The organism is Actinomadura sp. 6K520, assembly GCF_004349245.1.
GTDB lineage: Bacteria > Actinomycetota > Actinomycetes > Streptosporangiales > Streptosporangiaceae > Spirillospora.
The window spans coordinates 1-21,117 of the sequence record NZ_SMLC01000060.1; the positions used below are offsets into that span (position 1 = coordinate 1).

The 21,117-nt window shown below is 71.6% G+C and carries 26 protein-coding genes; 16 read left to right on the forward strand and 10 right to left on the reverse strand.

The window, feature by feature from the left end; translation table 11 throughout:
- Positions 1 to 70 precede the first annotated feature (70 nt).
- Positions 71 to 667, forward strand: a complete 597-nt coding sequence (locus E1289_RS17700; protein ID WP_131981476.1) for a hypothetical protein — start codon at positions 71 to 73, stop codon at positions 665 to 667.
- An 84-nt stretch (positions 668 to 751) separates the two neighbouring features.
- Positions 752 to 901: a hypothetical protein gene (locus tag E1289_RS38260; RefSeq protein ID WP_165970525.1), complete on the forward strand. Its 150-nt coding sequence runs from the start codon at positions 752 to 754 to the stop codon at positions 899 to 901.
- 80 nt (positions 902 to 981) lie between these two features.
- Here E1289_RS38260 and E1289_RS17705 read toward each other — a convergent pair whose 3' ends face one another.
- Positions 982 to 1,230, reverse strand: coding sequence for a hypothetical protein (locus E1289_RS17705; protein ID WP_131981478.1), 249 nt, complete (start codon positions 1,228 to 1,230; stop codon positions 982 to 984).
- Between the two features lie 95 nt (positions 1,231 to 1,325).
- Positions 1,326 to 1,556 carry a hypothetical protein gene (locus tag E1289_RS17710; RefSeq protein WP_131981480.1) on the reverse strand — a complete coding sequence of 77 codons (231 nt, stop codon included), beginning with the start codon at positions 1,554 to 1,556 and terminating at the stop codon, positions 1,326 to 1,328.
- A gap of 121 nt (positions 1,557 to 1,677) precedes the next feature.
- On the opposite strand from E1289_RS17710, the gene E1289_RS17715 reads away from it, so the two are divergent.
- Positions 1,678 to 2,511 (forward strand): helix-turn-helix transcriptional regulator, encoded by an 834-nt coding sequence (locus E1289_RS17715; RefSeq protein ID WP_131981482.1) that lies wholly within the window; start codon positions 1,678 to 1,680, stop codon positions 2,509 to 2,511.
- A gap of 11 nt (positions 2,512 to 2,522) precedes the next feature.
- Complete coding sequence (locus E1289_RS17720) at positions 2,523 to 2,720, forward strand: DUF397 domain-containing protein (RefSeq protein WP_347813584.1); 198 nt, start codon at positions 2,523 to 2,525, stop codon at positions 2,718 to 2,720.
- A gap of 34 nt (positions 2,721 to 2,754) precedes the next feature.
- Here E1289_RS17720 and E1289_RS17725 read toward each other — a convergent pair whose 3' ends face one another.
- Entirely contained in the window at positions 2,755 to 3,897 is a 1,143-nt protein-coding gene (locus E1289_RS17725; protein ID WP_131981486.1) for a serine hydrolase domain-containing protein, read from the reverse strand.
- Positions 3,898 to 4,000: 103 nt separating this feature from the next.
- The gene (locus E1289_RS17730) at positions 4,001 to 4,510 is read right to left on the reverse strand and encodes a hypothetical protein (RefSeq protein WP_131981488.1); all 510 of its coding nucleotides are present in this window, start codon (positions 4,508 to 4,510) and stop codon (positions 4,001 to 4,003) included.
- A 196-nt stretch (positions 4,511 to 4,706) separates the two neighbouring features.
- On the opposite strand from E1289_RS17730, the gene E1289_RS17735 reads away from it, so the two are divergent.
- Complete coding sequence (locus E1289_RS17735) at positions 4,707 to 5,606, forward strand: hypothetical protein (RefSeq protein WP_131981490.1); 900 nt, start codon at positions 4,707 to 4,709, stop codon at positions 5,604 to 5,606.
- Between the two features lie 274 nt (positions 5,607 to 5,880).
- Complete coding sequence (locus E1289_RS17740; protein WP_131981492.1) at positions 5,881 to 6,234, forward strand: cupin domain-containing protein; 354 nt, start codon at positions 5,881 to 5,883, stop codon at positions 6,232 to 6,234.
- A 62-nt stretch (positions 6,235 to 6,296) separates the two neighbouring features.
- Here E1289_RS17740 and E1289_RS17745 read toward each other — a convergent pair whose 3' ends face one another.
- Positions 6,297 to 7,214, reverse strand: coding sequence for a LysR family transcriptional regulator (locus tag E1289_RS17745; RefSeq protein ID WP_131981494.1), 918 nt, complete (start codon positions 7,212 to 7,214; stop codon positions 6,297 to 6,299).
- 209 nt (positions 7,215 to 7,423) lie between these two features.
- Between E1289_RS17745 and E1289_RS17750 the strand changes: the two genes are divergently transcribed.
- On the forward strand, positions 7,424 to 7,957 hold the full coding sequence (locus E1289_RS17750) for a DUF6817 domain-containing protein (protein WP_131981496.1): 534 nt from the start codon (positions 7,424 to 7,426) through the stop codon (positions 7,955 to 7,957).
- A gap of 15 nt (positions 7,958 to 7,972) precedes the next feature.
- On the opposite strand, the gene E1289_RS17755 is transcribed toward E1289_RS17750, so the two are convergent.
- A complete protein-coding gene (locus E1289_RS17755) occupies positions 7,973 to 9,076 on the reverse strand; it encodes an amidohydrolase family protein (RefSeq protein WP_131981498.1) in 1,104 nt (367 codons plus the stop codon).
- Positions 9,077 to 9,125: 49 nt separating this feature from the next.
- Here E1289_RS17755 and E1289_RS17760 point away from each other — a divergent pair, with 49 nt between their 5' ends.
- Complete coding sequence (locus E1289_RS17760; protein WP_131981500.1) at positions 9,126 to 9,593, forward strand: MarR family transcriptional regulator; 468 nt, start codon at positions 9,126 to 9,128, stop codon at positions 9,591 to 9,593.
- A gap of 159 nt (positions 9,594 to 9,752) precedes the next feature.
- Here the strand turns inward: E1289_RS17760 and E1289_RS17765 are convergent, their stop codons facing one another.
- Complete coding sequence (locus tag E1289_RS17765; RefSeq protein ID WP_131981502.1) at positions 9,753 to 10,517, reverse strand: TetR/AcrR family transcriptional regulator; 765 nt, start codon at positions 10,515 to 10,517, stop codon at positions 9,753 to 9,755.
- Between the two features lie 116 nt (positions 10,518 to 10,633).
- On the opposite strand from E1289_RS17765, the gene E1289_RS17770 reads away from it, so the two are divergent.
- The 5 genes from E1289_RS17770 to E1289_RS17790 all read left to right on the forward strand — a co-directional run bounded on the left by E1289_RS17770 (position 10,634) and on the right by E1289_RS17790 (position 15,257).
- Positions 10,634 to 11,602, forward strand: a complete 969-nt coding sequence (locus E1289_RS17770) for an ATP-binding cassette domain-containing protein (protein WP_131981504.1) — start codon at positions 10,634 to 10,636, stop codon at positions 11,600 to 11,602.
- Positions 11,599 to 12,465, forward strand: coding sequence for an ABC transporter permease (locus E1289_RS17775; protein WP_131981506.1), 867 nt, complete (start codon positions 11,599 to 11,601; stop codon positions 12,463 to 12,465). Before E1289_RS17770 ends, E1289_RS17775 begins: the two co-directional genes overlap by 4 nt.
- Before the next feature lie 120 nt (positions 12,466 to 12,585).
- Positions 12,586 to 13,413: an SAM-dependent methyltransferase gene (locus E1289_RS17780; RefSeq protein WP_131981508.1), complete on the forward strand. Its 828-nt coding sequence runs from the start codon at positions 12,586 to 12,588 to the stop codon at positions 13,411 to 13,413.
- A gap of 91 nt (positions 13,414 to 13,504) precedes the next feature.
- Positions 13,505 to 14,596 (forward strand): adenosine deaminase, encoded by a 1,092-nt coding sequence (locus tag E1289_RS17785; RefSeq protein WP_131981510.1) that lies wholly within the window; start codon positions 13,505 to 13,507, stop codon positions 14,594 to 14,596.
- 7 nt (positions 14,597 to 14,603) lie between these two features.
- Positions 14,604 to 15,257, forward strand: coding sequence for a PH domain-containing protein (locus tag E1289_RS17790; protein WP_131981512.1), 654 nt, complete (start codon positions 14,604 to 14,606; stop codon positions 15,255 to 15,257).
- On the opposite strand, the gene E1289_RS17795 is transcribed toward E1289_RS17790, so the two are convergent.
- The 3 genes from E1289_RS17795 to E1289_RS17805 all read right to left on the reverse strand — a co-directional run bounded on the left by E1289_RS17795 (position 15,250) and on the right by E1289_RS17805 (position 18,258).
- A complete protein-coding gene (locus E1289_RS17795) occupies positions 15,250 to 16,893 on the reverse strand; it encodes a phospho-sugar mutase (RefSeq protein ID WP_131981514.1) in 1,644 nt (547 codons plus the stop codon). The genes E1289_RS17790 and E1289_RS17795 overlap by 8 nt on opposite strands.
- Before the next feature lie 28 nt (positions 16,894 to 16,921).
- Positions 16,922 to 17,722 (reverse strand): purine-nucleoside phosphorylase, encoded by an 801-nt coding sequence (locus tag E1289_RS17800; RefSeq protein ID WP_131981516.1) that lies wholly within the window; start codon positions 17,720 to 17,722, stop codon positions 16,922 to 16,924.
- Between the two features lie 83 nt (positions 17,723 to 17,805).
- Positions 17,806 to 18,258, reverse strand: a complete 453-nt coding sequence (locus tag E1289_RS17805) for a gamma-glutamylcyclotransferase (RefSeq protein ID WP_131981518.1) — start codon at positions 18,256 to 18,258, stop codon at positions 17,806 to 17,808.
- 179 nt (positions 18,259 to 18,437) lie between these two features.
- On the opposite strand from E1289_RS17805, the gene E1289_RS17810 reads away from it, so the two are divergent.
- The 3 genes from E1289_RS17810 (at position 18,438) to E1289_RS17820 (ending at position 21,099) form a co-directional block, all read left to right on the forward strand.
- On the forward strand, positions 18,438 to 19,007 hold the full coding sequence (locus tag E1289_RS17810) for an urea carboxylase-associated family protein (RefSeq protein WP_207929020.1): 570 nt from the start codon (positions 18,438 to 18,440) through the stop codon (positions 19,005 to 19,007).
- Between the two features lie 62 nt (positions 19,008 to 19,069).
- Positions 19,070 to 20,200, forward strand: coding sequence for an NADH:flavin oxidoreductase (locus E1289_RS17815; RefSeq protein ID WP_131981522.1), 1,131 nt, complete (start codon positions 19,070 to 19,072; stop codon positions 20,198 to 20,200).
- A 32-nt stretch (positions 20,201 to 20,232) separates the two neighbouring features.
- Positions 20,233 to 21,099 (forward strand): polysaccharide deacetylase, encoded by an 867-nt coding sequence (locus E1289_RS17820; RefSeq protein ID WP_131981524.1) that lies wholly within the window; start codon positions 20,233 to 20,235, stop codon positions 21,097 to 21,099.
- Positions 21,100 to 21,117 lie beyond the last annotated feature (18 nt).

Below are 21,117 nucleotides of genomic sequence, written 5' to 3' on the forward strand. Positions count from 1 at the left end.
GTGGTGGGCGGTCGGAGCATGAGGGGGCCGGGCCGTTCGGGGTCCGGTTGCCGAGTGAACGGAGCCCCCCATGCTCAGCACCACCAGGATCGCCGTTCTTGCCGGGGTCGCCATCGCCGTCACGGCCGCGCCCGCCGTTGCGGAACCCGTCCCCGCGGCGGCGGCCAAGTCGGCGCGCGTGTCAGGGTCGGCGCAGATCCGTCTTACCTACTGGCCTGACCAGGACGTGCGCACCTTTACCTTCGATGCCCGTGCCGTCCCGTACTCGTCGCCCAAGCCGGGCGCCCCCGACGGGCTGCCGACCGACGCGGAGGGCACCGTGAAGATCTCCCACCACTCCCCGGCGGAGGGGTGGACCGTGCGGTCGCGGGCCAGGGTCGACTGCGTCGTGACCAGCCCCGGAAACGCCACGCTCACCGCGGTCGTCACCCATGCCGATGAGCCGATCAAGGACCAGATCGGCAAGCGGCTCGGCTTCAGCGTCCACGACGGCCGGCATGACCGGATGGGCTTCTCCTGGTCGGTCGTCAACGGTGACCAGGACGAGGAGGGCGCCTGGGGTGAGGGCAGGGCCGGCACCTGCATGGGCCCCGCCGCCTTCGCCCCGGTCACCAAGGGCGACTACGTCGTCAGGCACGCCGAACTACTGCCGTTTCCGAGCCGCTGAACGTCAGTGCAGGCCGCGCTTGCCAGGGGGCCGGAACGGCTTGATCTCCATCTCCTGACCCTCTGTCGCTCTTGGCCTTGGCTCTTGAACGACGGTGCGACCTCGTTCCGGGGCGCGATCGTCTATCGGGGCGCGTCCGGGACGTTCGAACGCCTGAACAAGATCGCCGCCGTGTTCGAATACGACGCGGACGCCAGTGGCAAGACCGAGACCAGGGTCTTCGAATGGAGGTAGCCGCACCGGCACACGACGGCTGAGGGCGGCGGTGCCCGTACTCGACACCGCCGCCCGTCACACGCCTCCGGCCTGACCGCTCACGGCGTCCGCAGTTCACGCGTGAGCACGTCAACGGCCCGGTGGACCTCCCGCGCGGGGACGATCGGCCGCCCGTCGTCCCAGGTGAACCACCACGCCGACCGGACGTAGTCGCACCCGACCTCGGCCAGGCGCCGCGCCCCGCCGACCCCGACGACGCTCACCCAGGTCATGCCGCGCCGCTCGACGATCCCGCACGCCAGTTCCCGCCGAGCCTCGATGGCGGTCCGCAGCGCGTCCAGGTGCACACGCCTTTGGTTGGACGGCGCGGCCGGTGGGCCCGGGGGGACGTCCACCGGCCGCGCCGCGCTTCGAGGACGGTGGCGACCGGGCCACCGCCGATTCACCGGTTCCTGACCTGTGCCTTCTCGGCCTGCCGGAGCAGCGCGGCCCGCAGCAGCGGCGCCGTGGGGTACATCAGCGTCGGCTCGACACCCACGCGCGGGTCATGCAGGCTCGCGACCCATTCACCGAGCCGCCCGTCCTGCTTGACGGCCCGCCAGATCCGCCACCCGCCGAAGTCGGCCCGCAGCCGCCCCAGCTCCCGCTCATCCACCTGCATCTGCGTGTTCATCGAGTTCCCTCTGACCGTCTCCACTTGCCCTTTCGTGTGACGACACTCACATGAGTGACTACTCTGAGCTAGGACCCCATCACACCTCACTTGACCCCCCAAAGCGCGAGGGACACCCCCCATGACGACTGCCCAAGGCGGCTACACCCGGGATCCGCTCCTTCGGACCTTCGGCATTGTTCTCCGAGCCTTCCGCGAGGAAGCAGGCTTGTCGCGCCCGCAGCTCGCAGACGCACTCGGTTGCCGACCAGGGTGGATCGAAAAGCTGGAAACCGCTCAGAAGCCGCCGTCTGAGGCCACGGCCGATGACCTCGATGTGTGCTTCAAGACGCCCAAGCGAATGTTCTGGACGATGTGGCGCGAGATCAAGCGTGAAGGCAAGCACCTCGCTGCCCCTCCTGGTTTCTCCAGATATGCAGAATTCGAGGCAGTAGCCCAAGCAATGCGCTTCTTTGAGGCCCAGGTAATACCTGGCCTCCTCCAGACGCCCGCATATGCCCATGCCGTGATGAGCTATGGCCTTCCAGTCGACGCGCTTGAAGAGCGCGTCTCGGCCCGCATGGGACGGCAAGAGATCATCTCACGCCATGACGCTCCACGGATGTGGTTCGTCCTGGATGAGTCGGCGCTCTGGCGTCCGGTGGGCGGTCCGGTCGTGATGAGGGATCAACTGGCAAGCCTGATTGAAATCGCCACATCCAATCCCCGAGTGGAAATACGAATACTCCCCTTCTCGTCGATAACATATGCTGGCCTGGACGGCTCATTCACGGTGCTGAGCCTCCCGGGCGGTGTGGACGTCGCCTATCACGAGGGCCCCGAAATCAGCCAGATTGTCGAGGACGGGACCATGATCAGCGAGTTCAGAGTACGCTTTGACCTGGTGATGGGAGAATCGCTCCCCGTGAGTGAGTCCCTCAAGATGATCAATCGGGTCATGGAGGACTACACGTGAGCAGCCCGGAAGTGTCGTCCGTCCGGTGGCGGAAGAGCAGTCACAGCAGCGGTCAGGGTGGTCAGTGCGTCGAAGTCGCGGGCGTTGCTCCTGCGGTGGCCGTGCGTGACTCCAAGGACCCGGACGGGCCGCGTCTGGCGTTCGGGGCTGCGGCTTGGCGGGTGTTCGCCGCCCGTGCGAAGGCGTCCGAGTACGACCTGGAGCGGTAGTCGTGGGCGGCCTGGCGGCCGCCCACGGTGAGTTTCAGCAGAAGACCTTGGTTGCTAGGGCGTAGAGGGCTTCGGTTGAGGGTGGCTTGGGGCCGAGGTTGATCGACAGGGTCATCTGGCGGCCGTCGTCGGAGCGGAGCGCGTAGGTCGTGTAGCCGATGAGTTGGCCGCTGTGCCCGGTCATGCTTTTCCCGCAGGGCAGTGGGTACTGCTGGAGCCCCAGACCGTAGGAGAACCCGGCATCGGTGGGGTGCGTGGTGCGCATCGCCTTGAGCATCGCGGGGGACAGGAGTCGGCCCCCGAGCAGCCCGTCCAGGAACCGGCCGAGATCCCGGGTGGTGGAGATCATCTCGCCCGCCGCCCAGTCGAGGGACGGGTTCATGCGGGTGGCGTCCACGGTGCGCCCGTCCGGCAGCAGCGCGTAGCCGTGCGCGTGCGGGCGGGGGAGTCCGGGCCGGTTGCCGGGGACGATCGTCTGGGTCAGCCGGAGTGGGCGCAGGACGCGCCGTTCCACCTCCTTTCCGTACGGCCGCCCGGTCAGCCGCTCGATCAACCGCCCCACGACCACGTAGTTGGTGTTGGAGTACTTCCAGGTGACGTTCGGGGGATTCTGGGCGGGGGTCCGGAACGCCTGCGCCAGAAGCTGGTCGGGCTTGTAGCTGCGGAACCGCTCCGCCCCGCGCCAGCGGTTGGTGGACCATCCCGGGTCGCTCATGTAGTCGCGCAGCAGGCTGGTGTGCTGGAGGATCTGCCGCACCGTGATGCGATCGCCGTCCGGGACGACGCCGGGCAGGTGCTCGGCCACGGGGTCGTCGAGCCGCAGCCGTCTCTCGTCGACGAGTTGCAGGAGGACGGTCGCCGCGAACGTCTTGGTGACGCTGCCGATCCGGAAGTACCCGGCGGGATCGGCGGGCCGTACCGTCCGGACGTCGGACACGCCCGCCGCGCCGGACCACTCACCGCCCCCGGCCGTCCGCACGCGGAGCAGGACGGCCGTGGCCGCCTCGGCTTCCACCAGGTCGTCCAGCGTCTTCTGGAAGCCGTCCTCGGACGAGAGGCTCGACCGGGCCTGCGCGGTCTCCGCGCCGGGAGCCGCATGGACGGCCGTGGACACCGCAATGGCCGCCGCTGCCGCACCCGACACCGCGAACGCCGTCCATCGAGAGATTCTGATCATGGATGGAACCTACGGAGCCGGACCCGTCGCGCCCATGGGGACGACCGCCCACCCTCCTGCGGGAAACCGCACCCGCCGTTCTGCGGACCCTCCCCGGATGCGGTCACGGGTCGTCCGGCGGACGGCCTGCCTGTCGCTGCTGGTCGAGGGTGAGGTGCTGGTAGACCGCTGCGTCGCTCATGCCGAGAATGGCGGCGATGCCGGAGACGGTGTGCAGGCGTTCGCCGTCCCTCCCTCGCTCCTCGAACAACCGCCGGACCTGCGCGGCGGCGATCTGCCACTCCCTCGCGGCGAGGTATGCGCTGCTCCCCGGCCGGTACAGCAATAGCGCGCCGGAGAACGAGGTGACGAGCGCGACGAGATACGAGATCCAGCCCACGGTGCCGTGTACCCAGGCCGGTTGGGGAATGGCCATCACGAGGGCCATCCACGGTATGGCCTTCCTGGCGTGGCGTCCACGGAAGAAGACCCAGATCACGGCCGCCGCGAACATGAGCGCGGTTACGGGTGCCCTGCTATCTGCCAATGGGCCCGCTTGGCCTTCGCTCGTGAATTCGACGACGCCGTAGGCAAGGGCCGACAGGCCGAGTAGGAAAACGGCCGCCTTGAACACACCCGGTCTTCGTATGCGGCTGTCGGCGCTCGTAGGTGAGCCGGTCACCGGGGCCCCTCTCCTGCGGTCCGGTCATGCCACCCGATATGACCCCGCGCACGTTCCCGCGGTTCCGGCAGCCGTGATCCGCATGGGACGCGGTCGGCTTCGGGGATCGGGCGGTCGATGTCGGCGGGCTTTGCGATACTCGGCGGCCATGATCGACAACTCCTTCGAGGGCCCGCTGCGAGACCGTGCCCGGTTCCTGACCGGGCTCGGGTACCACGACTTCGCCACCGTCGTCCGCCAGTGCGCGGACGTGCTGGACGACCCGGCCGAGGAAACCGTCCGCCCGATCGTCGAGGAGGCGTTCGCCGCCCACCTCGGCGAGCAGGAGAGCTGGCCGGACGAGCTCGACACCGATCGCCTGCACCGCGCGTTCCGCGAGCTGGACATGGCCGGGATCGTCGCCCGTCTCGACCACACCTGCTGCCAGAACTGCGGCATCTCGGAACTCGGTGCGGAGGTTCCGAAAGGCGAGGACCGGCGCGGCTACGTCTTCGCCCACCGCCAGGACATGGAGGCCGCCGTCTCCGGTGGCGGCCTGACGCTCTCCTACGGCGTGTTCGGCAATGGCGAGCAGCCGGCCGATGCCCAGGCCGGGATCGGCCGGGAGGTGGCGGACGCGCTGCGCCGCCACGGCCTGGAGGTCGGCTGGGAGGGCGATCCGGGCAAGCGGATCGAGGTGCCGCTCACCTGGCGCCGCCGCCGCTTCGGCGTCCTGGCCGACTGGCCCGGGGCGGAGCCGGCGCCGTCCGGTCAGCCGATGGAGATCTCGTACTGCGACATGCCGCGCGGCGGGGTGCAGAACGCGTGGATCCCGGCGTCGTTCCCGCACGCGCGCGACGTCCTGCTCACCATGGCGCCCTACACGGGCAACTACATCAACTTCAAGCTCCGGTCGCGCGGGGGCCTGATAGCGGCATGGGGCCCCGGTCCCGTCCTGACCTTCGAGATCCCCCTCGACGAGGACAGCGCCCGGGAGGTCACCATCGCGGAGGCCGAGCGGCTCGTGTCCGTCCTGGCCAACGAGGGCCGGGTCGCCCTCACCGACTGACTGGACCGTCCCTGTCCGCCCCGTCGCTTTGCCGTGCGTTTCCGCGGCGGCGCCGACGGAGATCGCTCTTGCCGGAAGGCGGGAAACAAGGGGGACGTCCGCGCGTGGCGGTGGCATTGACCGGCGGGCGGGGCCGGTGTTCGACTGGAAATAGGGCGTACTGCCCGGCGATGCAAGGGCTCATGATGTCCGGCGGCGAGACCCGAAAGCACATTTGTCCAGTGGAAGCGGCCGCACCGGCGGCGCGGACACGATGGTGAACGGGAGGCCGAACATGACGGAAATCAAGAGCATCGACAAGCCGGACGATCGGATGGACTTCCCGAGGGGGCACCTTGAGGTCGTCAACCTGACGGGCCTGGTCTTCGGGAAGGCGACGTTCGAGCCCGGCTGGCGTTGGACGGAGTCGGTCAAGGACATCGCGGGCACCGAGCTCTGCGAGGTCCACCACCACGGGTACGTCCTCGAAGGCCGCCTGCACATCCGCATGCGGGACGGCGCCGAATCCGAGGTCGACCCCGGAGACGTGTTCGTGGTCGAGCCCGGCCATGACGCCTGGGTCGTCGGCGACGAGCCGTGCGTCGTCCTCGACTTCGCCGGCGGCATCGGCGAGTACGTGAAGGCGTAGGTCCGACGCGCGGGACGGCGGCCCGCCGTCCCGCCTTCGGGGTGGCCGACCGTTGCGGGGGGCTATCGGATCGTCCAGTTCTGATCCGCGCTGAGCCGGGCCTGGTCGGCGGTGACGAGTTCGGCGAACTCGGTGGCGAGCGGGCTGAGGGCGTCCCATTGGCGGGCCGCCCAGCCGACCGTGATGGGGGACAGCGCCGGAATGGGCACCGTCCGCACGGGGCCGGCCGGGGAAAGCGGGAGCCTGGGCAGTGCGGGCAGCACGGCGTGGCCGATGCCGAGTTCGGCGAGCAGGACCGCGGTGTCCCAGTCGGCCACCCCGACCGTTCGCGCGGGCGTGCATCCGAGCCGCACGAAGTTCTCCGCGAGACGCCGGTGCGAGGCCGAATTGGCCGGATGCGCGATGTAGCGGATCGAACGCAGATCGCTCGGATCGATGGTCTCCCTGGCGGCAAGCGGATCACCGGCGTTGACCGCCAGCACCCACGGCAGGTCGACGACCGGCCGCTGCTGGACGCCGGGAGCCGGCTCCCCCAGCGTGATCCAGGCCAGGTCCGCCTGCCCGTTCTGCAGCAGCTCCAGGCAGCGGCGGGTGGAGTGGGCGGACTGGAAGTCCAGCGTCGCTTCGGGATGGCGGTCGCGGAACGCGGTGATGGCGTCCGGCATGAAGTGCCGGACCGTCACGCCACCCGTGGTGATCTTCACGGTCCCGCCGTCCCCGTCGCGGAGTTCGCGCAGGCGGCGGACGGCGGAGTCGAGTGCGGTGATGCCCCCGAGCGCCGCCTGGTACAGGATGCGGCCCGCGTCCGTCGGCGAGACCCCGCGGGGCTGCCGCTCGATCAGCGTGAGCCCCAGTTCGCGTTCGAGCCGCCTGACGTGCTGGCTGACCGCCGACTGGCTGCAGGAGAGCGTCCGGGAGACCGCGCTGAGGTTCCGGGTCTCGCACACGGCGATGAAGACCCGGAGGTCGTCGAGCGTCACCGACCCAAGTTAACGCTTGGAGCTACATAAGCAAATCCAAGAATTGACTGGAAGGTATTCCGGGCGCCAGGCTGAGCGGACGGACCAGCTGGTTCCGTGTGCGGCGGCAACCCGTCCGCGGCACCCGGCGCCGCCCGCCGGTGACCCGGGACATACGGCGGGCGACGATCGGGGAGGCGGACGGGTGCCGACCAGTGGGAGGGGCGCGCATGCCGACCGATTCCGCGGCCGGTCTTCTGCTCGCACGGGGAGCGGATCGACTGGAGCATCCAGGTGGCACGCTCTACGCGCACCTGCGGCGCGTGCACGCGACGCTCGGCGAGTGGGGAGCGCGTCCTGAGCTCCGCCTGGCGGGCCTGTGCCACGCGTTCTACGGAACCGACGGCTTCGCCGCGGCCCTGGGCGACCCGAACCGGCGCGGGGAGCTGATCGACGTCATCGGGGCGGAGGCCGAGGAACTGGTCTACCTGTACGCCATTTGCGACCGCTCCCGGACGTATCCGCACCTGACATCGGCCGACGGGCCGTTCACCGACCGCTTCACCGGCGCCGTCCTCCGCCCGCCGCCGGGGCTGCGCCGCGACTTCGCCGAACTCACCGTGGCCAACGAACTGGACGTCCTGGCCGCGTCCCCCGCCCTGCGGGCTGCGCACGGCGAAGCACTGACCGCCCTGTTCGCCACCTGGCGCCCGCTCCTCAGCCCGTCCGCCGACCGCGCCGTCCAAGCCTTCAAGGGAACCTGAGCGGCCGGCCGCGTGTCATCGGCGGTGTTTCGCGAGGCCGGGGAGCAGGCGTAGGGCGTTGTCGCAGGAGATGGCCCGGTGTGCGCGGCGGTCGAGGTTGGGGTCGCGGTCCACGTCCGCGGTGTTGATGGCCACCTCGCGGGCGGAGTTGGCGGGCCAGTCGGTGCCGAACAGGACGCGGTCGGCGCCGACCGCGCCGATCAGGGTCGGGGTGGCGTACGGGGACATCGGCAGCGCCGTGTCGTAGTGGAAGCGGCGCAGCGCCCGCCGGAACTTCTGCGGGTCGGGGCCGTCGTCCTCCCTGCCCCAGCGTTCGCCGCGGCCGGCCATGTAGGGCAGGAACCCGCCCCCGTGGGACAGGATGACCGACAGTTTCCGGTAGCGGTCCAAGGTCCCGGCGGCGATGAGGCTCAGCGCGGTGCGGGTGGTGTCGAGCAGGAAGTCGCCGAGCCAGTCGCCGACCCCGGGGACCTCGACGATCCCCTCGGGCGAGAAGGGGTGGGTGAACACGACGGCGCCGCGGCGGTCGAGCTCGGCCAGCAGCGGGTCGAACGCCCGGTCGCCGAGGTAGCGCCCGCCGGCCGACGTGGTGAGCAGCACTCCGGCGGCGCCCAACTCGTCCAGCGCGTACGCGACCTGCTCAAGCGCCAGGTCCGGGTGGAGCATGGCGACGTTGGCGAAGAAGCCGAACCGCGTCGGGTTGTCGCGCACCAGCTCGGCCAGGGACTCGTTGCACACGCGGACACCCGACTCGGCGACCTCGCGGTCCGCGAATATCTCGGGCGGTACGGGGGCGGAGGCCACGCCCATGGCGATGCCGTTGGCCTCCATGGTCGCGAGGGTCTCCTCCAGGGTCCACTGGGCCCAGCGGGGGACGTCGCCGGGCGGGATGATGCCCTGCTCCACCGCCCACTGCCGCATCTTGGGCGGGACGGCGTGGTGGTGGGTGTCGATCCGTCCGTAGGAGGGGTGGCGCGGGCTCGCGGCGGCGTCGCGCCCCGGGAGCGGCACGGTCGCGGCGGCGGCCGCCATCCCGGTCGCGGCGGCCAGCTTGAGGGTGTGCCGGCGGGTGGGCTCGGACATGAACGTCTCCCGTTCGATCGCGAAGGTGCCGCCCACGCGAGATAATCTCAGATGAGACTGTATCAGATGGTACTAGAGTGGGCCCATGCTGGAGAACATGCTCGAACGGCTCCTCTCCGGGGAGGGGGGTCCCGCCGCCGGTCAGGTGGGGCTGGGCATGCTCCTGGCCAAGGCCCACAACCAGAGCCGGGAGCGGCTGAACGAGGCGCTGCGCCCGCTGGGCATCGACGTCCGGAAGTTCGCGGTCCTGGTCGCGCTGCCGATGTACGGCCCGGTGAGCCAGCGCGACCTGATCGGGCACATCGGCATCGACAAGTCCACGATGGTCCGGCTCATCGACGAGATGGAGGCCGGCGGCCTGGTCTCCCGCGAGCGCGTGCCGCACGACCGGCGCGCCTACGCGATCGTGCCGACACTCCGGGGCGCGCAGACCCTCGCGGAGGCGCGGGACGCCGCCGAACAGGTGGGCGAGAGCATTTTCGGCCCGTTCACCAGCGCCGAACGCGAGCAACTCGTGGACCTGCTCCGCCGCCTCGCCGAACACAGCGCCTGACTCACCGGCCGGTGAGAGTCGCCGGGAGCGCATGTGCGGTGCGGCCGGCCGTCAGTCCAGCCGCCCCCACTTGACCTGCCTGCGGACGTTCGCGTCCAGGCCGTCGAGCCAATCCTCTACTCCCGGATCGCGGCCGGGCATCGGCTGTTGTCGCGGATCTCAGGCGGGGCGGGTTCCGCGGTCGATGAAGGCGGCGAAGCCGTCGTGGAGGCGGTGCAGGCCGAACTCGAAGAGCTGCTCGTAGGTGAAGTCGAAGGTGCTCTCGGACATGTCGGCCATGGTGGGGAAGTCGCCGCTGTTCATGGCGTCGGTGAGGGTCGGGGCCTGGGCCTGCCAGAATTCCTCGCTGCTGACGCCGGTGCGGCGCTCGGCCCGGCGCTCGTTGATGTAGCTGCGCGCGACGCCGTCCACGTAGTCGCTCTGGACGCCGATCATCATCATCAGCGTCCGGTCGTCGAGGCCGGTGGGGCGCAGCAGGCGGAACAGCCGGTCGAGGCCGCGCATGCTGTTCGGGCCGAGGAGCGGGCGGCTCTGGTCCACGAACGGGTACCAGGGGTGGTCCATGCACATCCGCCAGTGGTGTTGTGCTCCGTCCGTCAGGATCTCGCGCCAGCCGCGGCCGTCGTCGGGATCGGTCTCGGGGACCTCGATGACGTGGTCGAGCATGAGGTCCAGCAGCTCGCTCTTGCCGGGGACGTAGCGGTAGAGCGACATCGTCCCGACGCCCAGATGGGTCGCGATGGAGCGCATGGACAGCGCTTCGAGCCCCTCGGTGAGGGAGAGCTCGTCGGCGACCTCGACGGCCGCCGCGACGATCCGGTCGAGGCTGAGCGTCGGCGGCCGGCCCCGCTGCGGCCGGGTCCGGTCACCCCACAGCAGCTTCAGGCTCAGGTTCAGATCGCGGCCGTCGGGCTCCTTGGTCATCGTCCGTCCTGCCGGGTCCGTGCGCGGCACCGGGCGGTGCCTTCGACAAAGTTATCGCGGCCCTTTAGTGTATGCCGTACGCTAACTTGCGTATGGTGTACGCGAAAGGAGACGGCATGCCGGAGAACGCGATCCTCGCCGAGGGGGTCCGCAAGCACTACGGGGAGAAACGGGCGCTCGACGGCTTCGACCTGACCGTGCCGAAAGGCATGGTCTACGGCCTGCTCGGCCCGAACGGGGCCGGCAAGACCACCGCCGTGCGCATCCTGGCCACGCTGGTCCGGCTGGACGGCGGGCGGGCCGAGGTCACCGGGCTGGACGTCGCCGCACGCCCCCGGCAGGTGCGCCGCCGGATCGGGCTTGCTGGGCAGCACGCCGCGGTGGACGAGGTCCTCACCGGCCGGCAGAACCTGCGCATGTTCGGCCGGCTCTTCCACCTCGGCAAGCGGCGGGCCGCGGAGCGCGCCGACGAGCTGCTGGAGCGGTTCGACCTGGTGGACGCCGCCGACAAGGGGGTGAAGCAGTACAGCGGCGGGATGCGCCGGCGGCTCGACCTCGCCGCCAGCATGATCCTTGCGCCGGACGTCCTGTTCCTGGACGAGCCGACCACCGGGCTCGACCCCCGCGGCCGGAACGAGGTGTGGCGGTCCGTCCGGTCGCTCGTCGCGCAGGGCACGACCGTCCTGCTGACGACGCAGTACCTGGACGAGGCCGACCAGCTCGCCGACCGCATCGCCGTCCTCGACCACGGCCGGGTCATCGCCGACGGCACGCCCGGGTCGCTGAAGCGGCTGATCGGCGGCGACCGCATCGAGGTGGTCGTGCGCGACCCCGCCGACCTGCCCGCCACGGCCGCCGCGGTGGCCCGCGTCTCGTCCGCCGAGCCGCAGGTGGACGAGACGGCCGCGCGGGTGCACGCCCCCGTCACCGAACGCGTCGCCGCGCTGACCGAGGTCGCCCGCACGCTCCAGGACGACGGCGTCGCCGTCGAGGACATCGGGCTCCGCCGCCCCACGCTGGACGAGGTGTTCCTGCGCCTCACCGGACACCCCGCCGAGGACGACAAGGAGAAGGTGGAAGCGTGAGCGCCGAAAGCAGCGTCACCGCCCAGAGCGGAGTCACCGCGAAGGGCGCGGCGGCCGGCGAGGACGGGCTCGCCGGGCGCCTCTACTGGGCCGTCGCGGACTGCTGGACGATCGTCCTGCGCGGCCTGACCCACTACGTCCGGCAGCCGAGCAACATCGCCTGGCAGCTCGGCTTCCCGATCGTGTCGGTGCTGCTGTTCGGGTACGTGTTCGGCAGCGCCATGTCGGTACCCGGCGGGGGCGACTACCGCGAGTTCCTGATGCCGGGCATGTTCGGCATGACGATGGCGATGGGCTTCATGAACACCGCGTACGTCGTCGTTTACGAGAGCAGCAGGGGCGTCACCGACAGGTTCCGGTCGATGCCGATGGCGCCGTCGGCCGTCGTCACGGGACGGGGCGTCGGCGACCTCATCGCCGCGTGCCTCGACCTCGTCGTCCTGGCGCTTACCGCGCTGGCGATCGGCTGGCGCTCCACCGGCGGGCCGCTCGCCACCCTCGCCGCCTTCGGGCTGTTCCTCCTGCTCCGCTTCGCGCTGATCTGGATCGGGGTGCTCCTCGGCCTCCTGGTGCCGAACGAGGAGGCGGCCGGGAGCCTGTTCGCGGTCGCGTTCCCGTTCGCGATGATCTCCAGCGCGTTCGTGGCGCCGTCCCTCATGCCCGGCTGGCTGGGCACGCTGGCGATGTGGAACCCGGTCTCCTCCACGGTCACCGCGGCCCGCGAGCTGTTCGGCAACCCGGCCGCGGTCGGCGACACCTGGATCGAGCAGAACGCCCTGCTGATGGCGGTGGTCTGGCCGGTCGTCATCACGGCGGTCTTCCTGCCGCTGGCCGTCCGCCGCTACCAGCGCCTGAGCCGCTGACCGCCCGTCCCCGTCCGTTCGGAGGAGCCGCCCGGGACACCCGCCCCGGGCGGCTCCCGCGTTTCCGCCGCACCGCCCGCCCATTCCACAATTCGGGCCTATCCGGCGTACGCTCCCGTTATGACCGCAGATGAGAGCCGTTCCGACGGCCTGCCCGGGGACGCCATCCGCACTGATGTGCCGCACTCCGCCCGCATTTACAACTTCTGGCTCGGCGGGAAGGACCACTACGAGATCGACCGCATGATCGGCCAGCAGGTCATCGAGGCTGAACCCGACTTTGTTCACCAAATGCGCCAGAATCGGGCGTTTCTTGGCCGTGCCGTCGAATACATGGTGCGCGAATGCGGCATCCGGCAGTTCCTCGACATCGGCACCGGTCTCCCGACGGCCGACAACACGCATGAGGTGGCGCAGCGCGCCGCGCCGGAGTGCCGGATCGTGTACGTCGACAACGACCCGATCGTGCTCGCGCACGCCCGCGCCCTGCTGACCAGCAGTGCCGAGGGCGCGACCGACTACATCGACGCGGACATGCACGACCCCGACAAGATCTTCGCCGCCGCGGCCGGGACGCTCGACTTCGGCGAGCCCGTGGGCGTAATGATGCTCGGCGTGATCAACCACATCGGCGACGACGCGGAGGCCAAGGCCCTGATCGACCGGATCATGGGCGGCGTCGCCGCGGGCAGCCATCTCGCGATCTCCGTCAACACCAACGTCGTCAAGCCGGAGAACATGGACCGGGCCGCGGCCGCCTACAACGAGGCGTTCGGCAACCCGCCCATCCACCTGTACACCCCGGAGCGGATCGCCGCCCTGTTCGACGGCCTGCACTTGGTCGACCCCGGCGTGGTGTCGGTGACCCGGTGGCGGCCGCCCCTGGCACCGGTCGACGGGGACCTTCCCGAGACGGACGTGTTCGTCGGCGTGGCGCGCAAGCCCTGACCCGGCGTCCGAGCCCGGCGGCGGGGGCGACACGGCCGTCTTGGCGGGAATTGACGAGGTCGCACCCCGTCCGGCCGGGTAGCTTCGAGAGATGAACGATCGGCCCACTCTTGACGACATCCGGCGCGCGCCCAAGGTGCTGCTGCACGACCACCTGGACGGCGGGGTCCGTCCCGGGACCATCGTGGACCTGGCGCGGGAGTCCGGGTACGGGGACCTGCCGGCCACGGACGCGGACGCCCTGCGCGAATGGTTCGAGGCCGCGGCCAACTCGGGGTCGCTGGAACGGTACCTGGAGACGTTCTCCCACACCGTGGGAGTGATGCAGTCCGCCGAGGCGCTCACGCGGGTGGCGTACGAGTGCGCCGAGGACCTCGCGAACGACGGGATCGTCTACGCGGAGGTCCGGTACGCGCCCGAGCAGCACCTCACGGCGGGGCTGTCGCTGGAGCAGGTCGTCGAGGCCGTCCTCGACGGGTTCGCGCGGGGCCGGGAGGACTTCGGCATCCGGGTCGGGACGCTGGTGACGGCGATGCGGCACCAGGCGCGGAGCATGGAGATCGCGGAGCTGGCCGTCCGGTACCGGGACGCGGGCGTCGTGGGGTTCGACATCGCCGGGGCCGAGGCCGGATACCCGCCCACCCGGCACCTGGACGCGTTCGAGTACCTCCAGCGGGAGAACGCGCACTTCACCATCCACGCGGGCGAGGGCTTCGGCCTCCCGTCGATCTGGCAGGCGATCCAGTGGTGCGGGGCCGACCGGCTCGGGCACGGCGTGCGGATCATCGACGACATCGAGGCGGACGGGGAGGACCCCAGCCTCGGACGGCTCGCCGGCTACGTCCGCGACAAGCGGATCCCGCTGGAGATGTGCCCCACCTCCAACATCCAGACGGGCGCGGCGAAGTCGATCGCGGAGCACCCGATCGGGCTGCTGCGCCGGCTGAGCTTCCGCGTCACGGTGAACACCGACAACCGCCTGATGAGCGGGACGACGCTGTCGCGGGAGTTCGCCAAGCTCGTCGACGCGTTCGGGTACGGGTGGGACGACCTCCAGTGGTTCACGGTGAACGCGATGAAGTCCGCGTTCGTGCCGTTCAACGAGCGGCTGGAGTTCATCAACGGCGTGATCAAGCCCGGTTTCGCGCAGCTCAAGTGGAGCGGCGCCCGGCCCCTGGCATGATCGGGCCATGACGATTCGCTCGACCGCCGGGCGCGTGGCGGCGTACGCGTGGCTGACGTTCGCCGTGCTGAACATCGCCGACCTGGTGTTCGGCCTGACCGGCGAGCCGACCTACTCGCTGACGGCGCTGACCGTCGGGGTGCTGCTGCTCCTGGGCTGCGGGCTCGCCTACGTGGTCGGGCTGCGGCCGGCGATCCGCGCGGACGACGAGGAGGTCGTGGTCCGCAACCCGCTGCGCGACATCCGGGTCCCGTGGGCCGCGGTCCGCGGGATCGAGGGCACGAACGCGGTGAAGATCCGCTTCACCGGCCAGGACGGGGCGGAACTGGAGGCGCGGGCCTGGGTGCACCAGACGTCGCCGCGTGCCCAGGCCAAGGCCGAGGCGCGGGCCCGCAAGGAGCGGCGCAAGACCCCGGGCCTCGACCTGACGGGGCGGACACCGGCGGCGTACGCGGCGCAGCGGCTGAACGAGATCCTCCAGCGGCAGCGTCCGAAGACGAGGTCCGGGGCGCCGGACAAGGCCGCCGCCGCCAAGGCGGAGGCCGGGAAGGCCAGGGAGTCGGTGCTGGGCGCGGTGACGTGGTCGGTCCCGGCCGTGGGGTCGCTGGCGGTCCCGCTGGTGGCGCTGGTCGTGCTCGCCATCGTGGGGGTCGTCAACTGAGAAGCGCGGAAAGGTCCGTGCGGAGCGCGTCCAACTCGGCGGCGGCGCGCGCGCGGACCTTCGTGATGTCGTCCTCGACGGGTAGGACGACCTCCAGGTAGCACTTGAGTTTCGGCTCCGTCCCCGAGGGGCGGATGACGACCCGTGACCCTCCGGCCAGGCGGAACCTGAGCCCGTCCGTAGGGGGCAGGCCGTCCACGCCGTGGGAGAGGTCGTCGAACCGCTCGACTGGCCGTCCGCCGAGCCGGGCGGGCGGGGCGGTGCGCAGGCGGCTCATCGCGGACCTGATCAACGCAAGGTCGACAACGCGGATCGACAGCTGGGACGTGGCGTGCAGGCCGTGCTCGCGGGCCTGGTCGTCCAGGAGGTCGAGCAGGGTGCGGCCGTCGCGGCGGGCCTGCGCGGCCAGCGCGGCCACGGCGAGCGCCGCGCCGATGCCGTCCTTGTCGTTGACGAGCACGCCGCGGTCGTCGCCGACGCTGTAGCCGATGGCCTCCTCGTAGCCGAACACCAGCCGGGTGCCCGGCGCCCCCGCCTTCATGATCCACTTGAAGCCGGTGAGGGACTCGGCGAACCGCACGCCGTGCGCCGCCGCGATCGAGCGCAGCAGCGACGACGACACGATCGTGGTGACGACCAGGCGGTCGTCGCCGGTCGTGTGCCGCAGGACGTGCTCGGCGAGCAGGCCCCCGAGCTCGTCCCCGGTCAGCGTCCGCCAGCCGCCGTCGGCCGGGACGGCGACCGCGCAGCGGTCCGCGTCGGGGTCGTTGGCGATCACCAGGTCCGCGCCGCGGGCGCCGGCGAGCGCGAGGGCCAGATCGAGCGCGCCGGGCTCCTCCGGGTTCGGGAAGGCGACGGTGGGGAAGTCCGGGTCCGGCTCGGCCTGCTCCGGCACGACGGCCGGCGCGGGGAACCCGGCCCGGTCGAACGCCTGGAGCAGGACGTCCCGGCCCACCCCGTGCAATGGCGTGTAGACGATCGAAAGGTCCCCGCCGGAGTCGCGGGCGGGGCCGCCGAGACGCAGCGACGACACGGCGTCGAGGTAGCGGGCGGCGTCGTCGTGGACGGGCCAGTCCTCGGCGAGCGGCAGTTCGTCCACGCGGCCGACGGCGTCGATCGCGGCGGAGATCTCGGTGTCGAGCGGCGGGACGATCTGCGCCCCGTCCGCCCAGTACACCTTGTAGCCGTTGTCGCGGGGCGGGTTGTGGCTGGCCGTCACCATGACGCCCGCGACGATGTCGTCGTGCGCCCGGACGAAGTGGGCCAGCACGGGCGTCGGGACCGGGCCGGCGAACACCTCGGGCCGCAGGCCCGCCCCGCCGAGCACGGCGGCCGTGTCGGCCGCGAACCGCCGCGAGCCGTGCCGCGCGTCGAACCCGACGATCACCCGGCCGCCGCGGGGGAGGCGGGCGGCGAGCCCGGCGGCGGCGCGCATGACCGTCACCCGGTTCATCCGGTTCGGCCCGGCGCCCAGCTCGCCGCGCAGCCCGGCCGTCCCGAACTCCAGCCGCGCGCCGAACCGGTCCGCGAGGGCCCGGTCGTCGCCCGCGTCCAGGATCGCCCGGAGCTCGGCGCGGGTGTCCGGGTCGGGGTCCTGCGCCAGCCACTCCGCGGCCTGCGCGCGAAGATCGCTCATATCGTCGTCCTGCCCCGCGGCCCGCCGTTCAGAGCTTGGCCAGGACGGTCGCGAGGAGGGTGCCCATGCGCCCGGCGGACGCCCGCCCGGCCGCGAGGACCTCCTCGTGGTCCAGCGGCTCGTCCGAGAGCCCGGCCGCGATGTTGGTGACCAGGGAGATCCCGAGGACCTCCGCGCCGCCCCGCCGCGCGGCGACCGTCTCCAGGACGGTCGACATCCCGATCAGGTCGGCGCCCAGCGTCCGCAGCATCCGGATCTCGGCGGGCGTCTCGTAGGTCGGGCCGCGGAACGCGGCGTACACGCCCTCCGCGAGCGTGGGGTCGACCTCCCGGGCCAGGACGCGCAGCCGCGCCGAGTACGCCTCGGTCAGGTCGAGGAACGTCGCGCCGGTCAGCGGGTTCGCGCCCGTCAGGTTCAGGTGGTCGGCGATCAGCACCGGGTCGCCCACCCGCTGGCGCTCGGGCCGCAGCGTGCCCGCCGCGTTCGTCAGCACGACCGTCTTCACCCCGGCGGCCAGTGCCGTCCGGACGGGGTGCACCACCGCGTCGACGCCGTGCCCCTCGTACAGGTGCGTCCGGCCGAGGAACACGAGGGCGCGGTGCCCGCCGACCTCCACGACCCGGACCCGTCCGGCGTGGCCCTCGACGGCGGGCGGCGCGAAGCCCGGCAGCTCCGTCACCGCGAACTCGGCGGCGGGGTCGCCGAGCGCGTCGGCCGCCGGGACCCAGCCCGAGCCCATCACGAGGGCGACGTCGAAGGAGTCGAGGGACGTGCGGGCGCGCAGCTCGTCCGCGGCGCCGCCCGCCAGTGCAAAAGCGTCGTTGCTCACAAGGCCGACACTACAGGCGCTTCCCCCCGGCCTCGATCGGCCCGGCCGGTCACCGCGGCCGGTCACCGCGGCCGGCGTCCGGCTCAGTCGCCGAGGGACTTGCAGGGACGCGTGCGCAGGTCCTTGACGTAGTCGTCGGGCGCCCCGGCCTTCTCCGCCGCGTCCGCGAGGATGCCGAGGTAGCGCGCGGACGGAAGGCCGCCCTCGTAGTCGTCCAGGACGTACAGCCAGCACAGCACGTCCCCGTCGAGGGTCTGCACCCGCACCCTGATCTTGCGGTAGACGTCGAGCGCCGCGCCCTCCCACGCGTCCAGTTCCTTCTCGTCCCAGGCCGGCACGTCGTACATGACGACGAAGACCTGCTCGGAACCGTCCTCGACGACCGTCGCGAGCGCCCCGTCCCAGTGCTTGTCCTGCCCTCCGAAGGTCAGCCGCCATCCGGCCAGCCAGCCGGTGCCGCGCATGGGCGAGTGCGGAGCCCGGCTCGCCATCTGCTCGGGATCCATGTTGGAGGCGTACGCCGCGTACAGTGCCACGTTGGCCAAGGCTAACTCACGTGCCGGTCCGCGACCGGCCCGAAGCGCGGATTGCGGGCGGCGCGTATCGACGGTGGATGAATATCCATCGCTGCCGCTCTCGACTGGAGGAAGGTCCATCGTCCGGGCGGCCGGGTCGATGGTGTGCTGTCGGCATGGTGACGACAGGACGGACAGTGGTGCCCGCGAGAGAAGGGCGGGCGGTCCGGGTGGGCGCCGGGCGCCGGGTGCGGGTGGTGGACCTGGCGGGCGGGCAGGTCGGCGACCTGTTCGCCTTCGCCGCGGACGATCCGCGCGAGCACCTCAGCGCCGCGCATACCCGGAGTGTGACGAGCCGGCTGTTCCCGCTGGTGGGGGAGTCGTTCGTCACCGACCGGCGGCGGCCGATCCTGCATCTGGTGGACGACACCTCACCGGGGTCGCACGACATGCTGATCGCGGCCTGTGATCCCGCACGGTACGAGGCGCTGGGCGTGCCGGGGCACCCCTCGTGCGCACGGAACCTGGAGTCCGCGCTGGCGGAGCTGGGCCTGGCCGTGGCCGGCACCCCGCAGCCCGTCAACGTGTTCATGCGGATCCCGGTGACGGAGTCGGGGCGGCTGCGCTGGCTGGCGGCCGAGAGCCGGGCGGGGGACGCGATCACCTTCGAGGCGGCCATGGACTGCGTGGTCGTGCTGTCGGCGTGCCCCCAGGACATGGCCGGCATCAACGGCGACACGCTGACGCCGCTGGCGATCGACGTCCTGTGAAGCGGGCCGGGCCCGTCCGGGCCGGTTCGGACGATGTATCGAAGAGTGAGGGAGACGGAAAGATGACCGCTACCGGATCGCATCCCGCGCTGGAGCCCGGCCTCGTCGGGGAGCTGCGGACGGCCAACCGGCTGGCGGTGGCGCCGATGACGCGGGTGTCGGCGGCACCGGACGGTACGGCGACGCCCGAGATGGCCGAGTACTACGCCGAGTTCGCACGCGGCGGCTTCGGCCTGGTCATCACCGAGGGGGTCTACACCGACGCCGCGCACAGCCAGGGCTACCTCAACCAGCCGGGTCTCGTGTCGGAGCGCCACGTGGCGGCCTGGCGCGAGGTCACCGCCGCGGTGGGCGAGGCGGCGGGGACCATCGTGGCCCAGTTGATGCACGCGGGCGCGTTGTCGCAGGGCAACCCCTACCGCGACGACACCGCGGGCCCTTCGGCGGTCGTGCCGCGCGGTGTCAAGATGCCCGAGTACGGCGGGCACGGGCCCTGGACGGCGCCCAGGGAGATGAGCCGGGCCGACATGGCGGAGGCGATCGACGGTTTCGCGGCGTCGGCGGCGAACGCCAGGCGCGCCGGGTTCCAGGGGGTGGAGGTCCACGCGGCCAACGGCTACCTGCTGGACCAGTTCCTCACCGACTACACCAACCTGCGCGAGGACTCCTACGGCGGGCCGGTCGCCGACCGGGTGCGCCTGACGGCGGAGGTCGTCGCGGCGATCCGCGCCGAGGTGGGGCCGGACTGGTGCGTCGGGGTCCGGCTGTCGCAGACCAAGGTCAACGACTTCCGGTACCGCTGGCCCGGCGGCGCGCGGGACGCGGAGGTGATCTTCACCGCGCTGGCCGAGGCGGGTGCGACGTACCTGCACATCGCCAGCGAGGGACGCGACTGGATCGAGACGGCGCGGCTGGACGGCGGGGTCACCATCACCGGCCTGGCCCGCCGGGTGAGCGGCCTGCCGGTGATCGCCAACGGCGGGATGCACGACCGGGACCTGTCGGCACAGGTCCTGGCGGACGGGCATGCCGACCTGGTCTCCGTGGGCAGGGGCGCCCTGGTCAACCCCGACCTGCCGCGCCGCCTCGCCGAGGGGCGGGCCGCGGAGCCGTTCGACCATGCGATGCTGTCGCCGATGGCGACGCTGGACAACGTCCGGCGCTGGCGGCTCGCGGCCGGCGCGGCGGCCTGAACGGCCGGGGCGGAGGGAGACGGGGGCGGAACGTGAGCGGAGACTGGCACGGCGGGGCGGCCGCCGTGGTGACGCTGACCTTCGACGTGGACGCCGAGACGCCGATCCTCGCCCAGGGCGGCCGGTTCGCCGCGCACGCGAGCACCATGTCGCACCAGGCCTACGGACCGGACGTCGGGCTGCCCCGCCTGCTGGGCCTGCTGGACGAGACGGAGGTTCCGGCGACGTTCTTCGTGCCGGGCTGGGTGGCCGAGCAGCGGCCCGGCCTGGCCGCCTCCATCGCCGACCGCGGCCACGAGGTGGCGTACCACACCTACGCGCACCGGCCGCCCACGTCGATGAGCCCGGAGGAGGAGCGCGCGGACTTCCTGCGCGGCCTGGAGGTGTTCGCCCGGCAGGGGATCGAGATCGCCGGGTACCGGGCGGCGATGTGGGAGGCGTCCTGGCTGACGCTGGAGCTGGTCGGCGAGCACGGGCTGCGCTACGACTCGTCCCTGATGGGCGATGACCGGCCGTACCGGGTGGGCACCGCGGCCGGCGAGGTCGTCGAGCTGCCGGTGCACTGGTCGCTGGACGACTGGGAGCAGTACGCCTTCCTCCCCGAACCGGACGTCGGGTCGGTCATCGAGTCGCCGCGCAAGGTGCTGGAGATGTGGTGCGCGGAACTGGACGGCATGCGGACGTACCGGTGCCTGTTCAACCTGTGCGCGCACCCGTTCCTGTCCGGGCGCCCGGGCCGGGCGCTGGCCCTGCGGCGGTTCATCGAGTACGCGCGGGAGTGCGGCGACGTGCGGTTCGCCCGCTGCCGGGAGGTGGCGGAGGCGGCGGCCGCCGACCCGGAGGTCGGGTCGCGCCCGCACCGCCCGCCCCGGGTGGCCCCGGACGTCTACCCGGACTGAGATCCGCCCCCGGTCCGG

Coding starts and splice junctions, on each gene's coding strand:
- E1289_RS17700 (WP_131981476.1), top strand. CDS start 71: ATGCTCAGCACCACCAGGATCGCCGTTCTTGCCGGGGTCGCCATCGCC.
- E1289_RS17710 (WP_131981480.1), bottom strand. CDS start 1,556: ATGAACACGCAGATGCAGGTGGATGAGCGGGAGCTGGGGCGGCTGCGG.
- E1289_RS17715 (WP_131981482.1), top strand. CDS start 1,678: ATGACGACTGCCCAAGGCGGCTACACCCGGGATCCGCTCCTTCGGACC.
- E1289_RS17725 (WP_131981486.1), bottom strand. CDS start 3,897: ATGATCAGAATCTCTCGATGGACGGCGTTCGCGGTGTCGGGTGCGGCA.
- E1289_RS17735 (WP_131981490.1), top strand. CDS start 4,707: ATGATCGACAACTCCTTCGAGGGCCCGCTGCGAGACCGTGCCCGGTTC.
- E1289_RS17740 (WP_131981492.1), top strand. CDS start 5,881: ATGACGGAAATCAAGAGCATCGACAAGCCGGACGATCGGATGGACTTC.
- E1289_RS17750 (WP_131981496.1), top strand. CDS start 7,424: ATGCCGACCGATTCCGCGGCCGGTCTTCTGCTCGCACGGGGAGCGGAT.
- E1289_RS17760 (WP_131981500.1), top strand. CDS start 9,126: ATGCTGGAGAACATGCTCGAACGGCTCCTCTCCGGGGAGGGGGGTCCC.
- E1289_RS17765 (WP_131981502.1), bottom strand. CDS start 10,517: ATGACCAAGGAGCCCGACGGCCGCGATCTGAACCTGAGCCTGAAGCTG.
- E1289_RS17770 (WP_131981504.1), top strand. CDS start 10,634: ATGCCGGAGAACGCGATCCTCGCCGAGGGGGTCCGCAAGCACTACGGG.
- E1289_RS17780 (WP_131981508.1), top strand. CDS start 12,586: ATGACCGCAGATGAGAGCCGTTCCGACGGCCTGCCCGGGGACGCCATC.
- E1289_RS17785 (WP_131981510.1), top strand. CDS start 13,505: ATGAACGATCGGCCCACTCTTGACGACATCCGGCGCGCGCCCAAGGTG.
- E1289_RS17790 (WP_131981512.1), top strand. CDS start 14,604: ATGACGATTCGCTCGACCGCCGGGCGCGTGGCGGCGTACGCGTGGCTG.
- E1289_RS17795 (WP_131981514.1), bottom strand. CDS start 16,893: ATGAGCGATCTTCGCGCGCAGGCCGCGGAGTGGCTGGCGCAGGACCCC.
- E1289_RS17815 (WP_131981522.1), top strand. CDS start 19,070: ATGACCGCTACCGGATCGCATCCCGCGCTGGAGCCCGGCCTCGTCGGG.